Source organism: Aquitalea sp. (assembly GCF_030150775.1).
GTDB classification, from domain to species: Bacteria; Pseudomonadota; Gammaproteobacteria; order Burkholderiales; family Chromobacteriaceae; genus Aquitalea; species Aquitalea denitrificans.
This window is the reverse complement of sequence record NZ_JASLFG010000004.1, coordinates 1-6,278: the sequence shown is the minus strand read 5'-3', so window position 1 is coordinate 6,278 and position 6,278 is coordinate 1. Positions and strand designations below refer to the sequence as shown.

At 58.0% G+C, this 6,278-nt stretch carries 6 protein-coding genes and 1 pseudogene; all 7 read right to left on the bottom strand.

What is annotated here, in order from left to right; genetic code table 11:
• Positions 1-147: 147 nt before the first annotated feature.
• Positions 148-1,029: a uracil-DNA glycosylase gene (locus QVF59_RS01990; protein WP_287877069.1), complete on the bottom strand. Its 882-nt coding sequence runs from the start codon at positions 1,027-1,029 to the stop codon at positions 148-150.
• Positions 1,026-1,463, bottom strand: a complete 438-nt coding sequence (rimI, locus tag QVF59_RS01985) for a ribosomal protein S18-alanine N-acetyltransferase (protein WP_159875306.1) — start codon at positions 1,461-1,463, stop codon at positions 1,026-1,028. The genes QVF59_RS01990 and rimI overlap by 4 nt, the downstream gene beginning before the upstream one ends.
• Positions 1,460-2,128, bottom strand: a complete 669-nt coding sequence (gene tsaB / locus QVF59_RS01980) for a tRNA (adenosine(37)-N6)-threonylcarbamoyltransferase complex dimerization subunit type 1 TsaB (RefSeq protein ID WP_159875307.1) — start codon at positions 2,126-2,128, stop codon at positions 1,460-1,462. The genes rimI and tsaB overlap by 4 nt, the downstream gene beginning before the upstream one ends.
• 32 nt (positions 2,129-2,160) lie before the next feature.
• Entirely contained in the window at positions 2,161-3,384 is a 1,224-nt protein-coding gene (locus tag QVF59_RS01975; RefSeq protein WP_159875308.1) for an EAL and HDOD domain-containing protein, read from the bottom strand.
• A gap of 24 nt (positions 3,385-3,408) precedes the next feature.
• Positions 3,409-5,301, bottom strand: coding sequence for a chemotaxis protein CheA (locus tag QVF59_RS01970; RefSeq protein WP_159875309.1), 1,893 nt, complete (start codon positions 5,299-5,301; stop codon positions 3,409-3,411).
• 45 nt (positions 5,302-5,346) lie between these two features.
• Positions 5,347-6,084 (bottom strand): protein phosphatase CheZ, encoded by a 738-nt coding sequence (cheZ, locus tag QVF59_RS01965; protein ID WP_159875310.1) that lies wholly within the window; start codon positions 6,082-6,084, stop codon positions 5,347-5,349.
• A 54-nt stretch (positions 6,085-6,138) separates the two neighbouring features.
• Positions 6,139-6,278 (bottom strand): annotated as a pseudogene (locus QVF59_RS01960) (response regulator); the annotation flags it as partial.

Here is a 6,278-nt window from a genome sequence, read left to right as displayed (position 1 = left end):
TCGATGGCCACGACCTGCCCAGTGTGATGTCGGTCGATGAGATTGCCGCTTCATTGGAGGCGGGCATGGTGCAAAGCCATGCCCAGGCGGATGCCATCTACCAGCGCTGGCTACGCGGGGTGTATGGCTGACTGAGGTCAGGCGGGATCAGACAGACTGGCTGAGGCGGGCGAATTGCTGTTTGGCCAGCACCATGTCCTGCCAGGCCTTGGCTTTGTCCGGCAGATTGCGCAGCAGATAGGCCGGGTGATAGGTGGCGATCAGCGGTATGCCCTGATATTGATGCAACTGGCCGCGTAAACGGCCTATGGTTTGCTCGGTTTGCAGCAGGGTTTGCACGGCAAAGCGCCCCAGGGCCAGGATCAGGGTAGGCTGCACGTGGCGGATTTGCTGCTGCAGATAATCCTGACAGGCAAGGATTTCTTCCGGGGCGGGGTTGCGATTACCCGGCGGCCGGCATTTGAGCACATTGGCAATGTAGACGTCACGGTCGCGATCCAGTCCGGCGGCTGCCAGCATATTGTCCAGCAGCTGTCCGGCCTTGCCGACGAAAGGCTGGCCCTGTTTGTCCTCCTGCTCGCCAGGGGCTTCGCCAATCAGCATCCAGCGTGCCTGCGGATTACCCCGGCCAAATACCGTCTGGCTGCGCGTATTGCACAGCTGGCAGCGCTGGCAGTTGGCCACGTTCTGCTCCAACTGATCCCAGCTTGGGATTGCAACTTCCACTGCAGGGGAGATGAGTATGGCTGGGTTTGCTGCCTCGGGCGCGGAGACAGGTGCCGTCGTGACATTGACTGCCACAGGGGGCTGGTTGGCACTGCGCGGTAGCTCGACTGCTGGCATTGGTGTGCTTGGCTGCTCTGGCTCCAGTGAGCTGATCGTGGCGGCCATCTCTGCTTGCTGCGCTTGCGCGGTTTGCAACAGTGCTTGTTTTTCCAGTTCGGCCGGATGCTGATCGAACCAGCCTTCGCGAGCCTGCCATTGCGGACCCAGTCCCATGGCTTGCTGGACAAATCGGCTCCGGCTCACAGGAGAGCCTCCATCAGGATGGCATGCTCGCGTGTACCGTTGACCGATGGGTAATAATTTTTGCGCAAGCCACTTTGTTGAAAGCCGCAGCGTTGATAAAGCCTGATGGCGGGTTGATTGCTGGTGCGCACCTCAAGAAACAGCCGGTGGCAACCGTGCTGTTTCAGGTCTGCCATGATGCCGGATAGCAAAATCTGGCCCAGTCCCTGACCTTGCTGCTCGGGGGCGACAAAGATATTGAGCAGTTCGGCTTCATCCAGCAGAGGCATGACAACGGCGGTGCCGCTGCTTTCCTGTTCCAGTCGGTAAAAAACATGGGCGGACGCGATGGAGTCCTGATAATTGCGCGCACTCCAGCCATGCGGGGTAGCCGCAGATTCGCGCGCGGCCAGGGCCTGGGCGTTTTCCGGCTGATAGCGGCTGACCTTGCTCATCCCTTGAGCGCCTGTTGTTCGAGCGAAGTCAGTGCGACTTTGTTGCGGACGTAGAGCAGCTCGGCCTCGCGTGGATGCTGCAGCGGGTAGCGGCCACTTTGCGCCAGCTCTGCATGTGCCCGTGCATCGGCTCGCAGCACGCCGGTGTGTGCGGTGTTGTCGCGTTGCTGCATCAGCAGGGCCGGGTAATTGGTGAAGCCATCGCCGGCCAACATGCTGATGCCCTCTGGCAGGATGACGTCTTGTGGGTCCTGCAAGGTAATCGGACTCAGCCGCTGCCACTGGGGGCCGGTCTGATAGGCTGCGCAATAAACCTGCTGCATACGTGCGTCCAGGCAGACCAGAACCTTTTCGGCCCCGCTTTGGTGGGCTACGGCATCCAGTGTGGGAATGCCAATAACTGGTAACTGGGCTGAGAAAGCCAATCCCTGTGCCAGACCGCAGGCAATGCGCAGGCCGGTAAAGGAGCCTGGTCCCTGCCCGAAGGCGATGGCGTCCAGTCCGCTCAGGGCAATGTCTGCCTGCTGCAGCAAACGCTCGATTTCCGGTAACGTGCGCTCAGCATGCTTCTGACCCATTTCCTCGTGAAAGGAATACAGCTTGCCATCCAGGCTGAGGGCGAGGGACAGGTAACTGCTGGAGGTGTCTATGGCTAACAGTTTCATCGAGACATGGTGACCGGCTGGAGGGCTGGCAATTATAAGCCCAGATCCTCCACCCAGGCGAGTGCCGATACATGTGCTTGATTAAGCTGCTGTGCGCTCAGTTGCAGTTGAGTGCATAGTTCGGCAACGCCGTTCAGTTGACCATCCTCGCAGGCTTTGGCCAACTGCAGCAGCATCCCCATCTGGCCTTTGTGCTCGGCTAGGGCTTCGATGATGCAGACCGGCAATTGCAGGTGTTCAAGAATATTGTCCATCGGCATGTCGAACAAGACATCCAGCAGGCTGAACATGCCCACGATGAACAGATTGTCGCAGTCGTCGTGATTCAGTCCCTGCTGTTCGCCCAGCAGCTCCATGAAGCGGCCCCGTGTCACGGCGGTTTTCTGCAGGGCAGGAGGAGCGCGCCCATCGTCGGATGCGGTTACCAGCAGCAGGGTCAGCCAGCGGTAGAGCTTTTTGTAGCCCAGCACGGTGACGGCATGGGAGAAGGAGCTGATAGTGGTGTTCAGACCTGCAGCGGCCGAGTTGACATAGCGCAGCAGCTTGTATGACAGGGCGACATCACGCTTCAGAATCTGCTCAACTTGGCGCAGATCAGCATCCATTCGTAGCAGGTTGAGCAATTCCAGCGCATTGCTGAAGGTGGGATGAATTACCTTGGCGGATAAGGTTTCAGGTCTGGCAAAGTAATAGCCCTGAAAGCCATCCATGCCCAGCTCCTTGCATAGATGGTATTGCTCGTGCGTTTCCACCCGCTCGGCAATGCGGATGACCGGGTAGCTGCGCAATCGGGCTGCCAGCACCTGGAAGTGGTTGGCATCGCGGTTCTGGATATCCAGCTTGACGTAGTTGGCGAATTCCAGAAACGCTGCCGACTGTGCCTCGAATGAGAAATCGTCCAGTGCAATGCCAAAGCCCAGCGAGCGCAGATGGCGTGCCCGTGACAGCAGTTCGCTGGACGGGCTGATGTCCGGTGCGATGTCCAGAATCACCCGGCGCGGTGGCAGTAGTTCCAGGAAGTCGCTGGTCAGCATGGCCTCACCGACATTGATGAAAGCCAGCTTGTTGCCGATCAGCCAACTGGTTCCCATATTGTTCAGGGTGTTGACCAATACATCAGTATCAGCCTGCAGCTCGCTGTGTGGGCCAACCGAGCTTGCTTCCTGGCTTGCACGAAAAAGCAGCTCATACCCGATGAGCTGCTGGTTGCGGTTCAAAACCGTTTGTCGGCCAATGAAGGCGCTTTGTGTGGTCATTAAAGCTTGCCAGTTTTGGTTTTTTTATACGGAAATCAGCTCCGAGGTCCTTACCTGGCCATTGGTGCCATCGCTGGAACTGAGCAGATCTTCCATGTCCAGAACCAGAACCACCGAGCCATCGCCAGACAGGGTGGCACCAGCCACGCCCTTGGGGCGGATATTCTGCAGCGGTTTGATGACAACATCGTCACGCCCTACAAAGGAGTCGATGGCGAGGATGAAGGATTTTTCAGCCGACTGCATCAGCACACCAAAGTAAGGCTTCTGGGTAGGCTCCCAGCCCAGCAGGCCCGCCAGCGTGCGCAGCGGCAGGATCTCGTCGCGTACCACGATGGTCGGTTTGCCCGATACTTCCTGGATGGCATTCGGATCGATGGTGATGATTTCGCGCACCATGGCCAGCGGTACGGCAAACGGCTGGTTGCAGGCACGAACCACCAGCACCGGCAAAATGGCCAGCGTCAGCGGCAGCGAAATGCTGATGCGGGTGCCTTCGCCTGGCAGCGAATTGATATCTATACGACCGTTGAGCTTCTGGATATTGGTACGGACCACATCCATGCCGACACCGCGACCGGAAACGCTGGAGATCTGGTCTTTGGTGGAGAAGCCCGGCATGAAAATGAGCTGCAGGCATTGCTTTTCGTCCAGACCGTTGGCGGTTTCCTGATCGATCAGCCCCTTTTCGATGGCCTTGCGACGCAGGGCGTCCGGGTTCATGCCCTTGCCATCGTCGGTGATTTCGATCTGGATGTGGTCGCCCACTTGCTCGGCAGTCAGCTGGATCAGCGATTGCGGTTTCTTGCCGGAGGCAATGCGTTCTTCTGGCGATTCGACGCCATGGTCTACCGCGTTGCGAACCAGGTGGACCAGCGGATCGTTGAGGTCCTCGATCATGGTCTTGTCCAGCTCGGTTTCTTCACCGGACAGTACCAGTTCCACTTCCTTGCCCAGTTGGCGAGCCAGGTCGCGCGCCAAGCGCGGGTACTTCTGGAACAGGCGGCCAATCGGCTGCATGCGGGTCTTCATCACCGCGTTTTGCAGATCGCCCACCAGCAGGTCAAGCTGGCTGATGGCTTCATCCAGCGAACGCAGGGTGTTGCCGTCGCGATTACCCTGCAGGATTTCCGTGCGCAGGGTGGTCAGACGGTTCTTGGTCAGGCCGATTTCGCCGGACAGGTTCAGCACCATGTCCAGACGAACCGTGTCGATACGGATGGTATTTTCCTGTGGGCCGCTGCTGTTGCCTGCGCTGGAGGGCTGCTTGTTGGCTACCGGCTTGGCCGGCGGCTTGACAGCCGGCAGGTGCTCGGCGGCGGTGATCAGTTCGTGGGCCGGTGCAGCAGCGGCAGGAGCCGGGGCTGCCGGAGTAGGTGCCGGTGCGGCGGAATGGGCCGCAGTTGCCGCCGGTGCAGCTTGTGGCACGATGGCCTGGTGCAGGGCATTCCAGTCCGGGCCAGCTGCCGCCGGGGCTGCAACCGCGACCGGAGCCGGGGCCGGCTCTTCGGCCTTGTTCAGTTGCTGGCCGGATAGTACGGCATCCAGGGCATTGAGTACGTCCGGATCGGCATCGGCCACCATCAGTCCCTGTCCCAGCGTGCCAAACATGTCACGCACGATGCCAGTGGCATCAAGAATGACGTCCATGACTTCCGGAGTGATGTGCAGCTCGCCATTGCGAAGCTTGTCAAACAGGTTTTCCGTGCGATGGCACAGATTGACCATCGGGCCAACGTTCAGAAAACCGGCACCGCCCTTGATGGTGTGAAAGCCCCGGAAAATATCGTTCAGCAATGCCTTGTCTTCAGGACGCTTTTCCAGTTCCACCAGCTTGTTGTCCACGTCAGACAAGAGATCGGTAGACTCCATCAGGAAGTCTTGTAGCAGTTCTTCCATGCCGCCAAAATCGCTCATATTCTCACCCCCGCTTATGCCGCTAACACGTTCACCGCTTTTTGTTTAGAAGCCCAGGCTTTCCAGCAAGTCATCGACCTGCTGTTGGCTGGAAACCACGTCGGTTCTGCCTTCGGGATTGACTACAGGTCCGTTCAGCAGATTGTTGTCCAGTTCGGCCTTTTTCGAATCCGGCGAGAATTCGATCAGGAAGGCCACCAATTCCGTTTCCAGTATATGCACCATATCCATCATTTTCTTGATGACTTGGCCGGTGAGATCCTGGAAATCCTGCGCCATCACAATTTCCAGCAGCTGGACATTGGTGGCTTGTGTCTGCTTGGGCACGTGGCCCAGGTACTGGCGAGTGTCTTCAGCCAGATTTTTGAATTCTGCAACGGAAAGCTGGTTGGCATACAGCTGTTCCCAGCGTGCTGCCAGTAGTTTGGCACGGCTTTCCAGATCATCCTGATATGGTTTTGCCAGATCAGTGGCATTGAGTACGCGTTCGGCAGCACTCTCGGTCAAGGAGGCAATATAGCCCAGTCTGTCCCGGGCATCGGGAATGGCATCTGCCACTTTTTCCAGCGACTTGTCATAGCCCAGGTCGCGTAGGGCATCGTGCATCTTGCGGGTCAACTGGCCAATCTGCTCATACATGACAGCAGTGCTGGGCAGGCTGCCTGTGGCGTCAACCGTCGTTGTGGTGACTACAGTTTCCACTTCCTTTTGCTGACTGGCAATGCTGTCAAACAGTGCTTCGAGATCCGGTGAATCTCCACTTTCCAGAATGTGATCCGGCACGATGGCCTCTCCTCGGTGCTGACTAGGCAGGTCTGTTTGCTATTATTTATTGGTTTACTTGTTCATGGTCTGGAAGATCTTGTTCATCTTTTCTTCCAGTGTTGCTGCAGTGAAGGGCTTTACGATGTAACCGCTGGCACCGGCCATGGCGGCTTCGATGATGTTTTCCCGCTTGGCTTCCGCGGTAATCATCA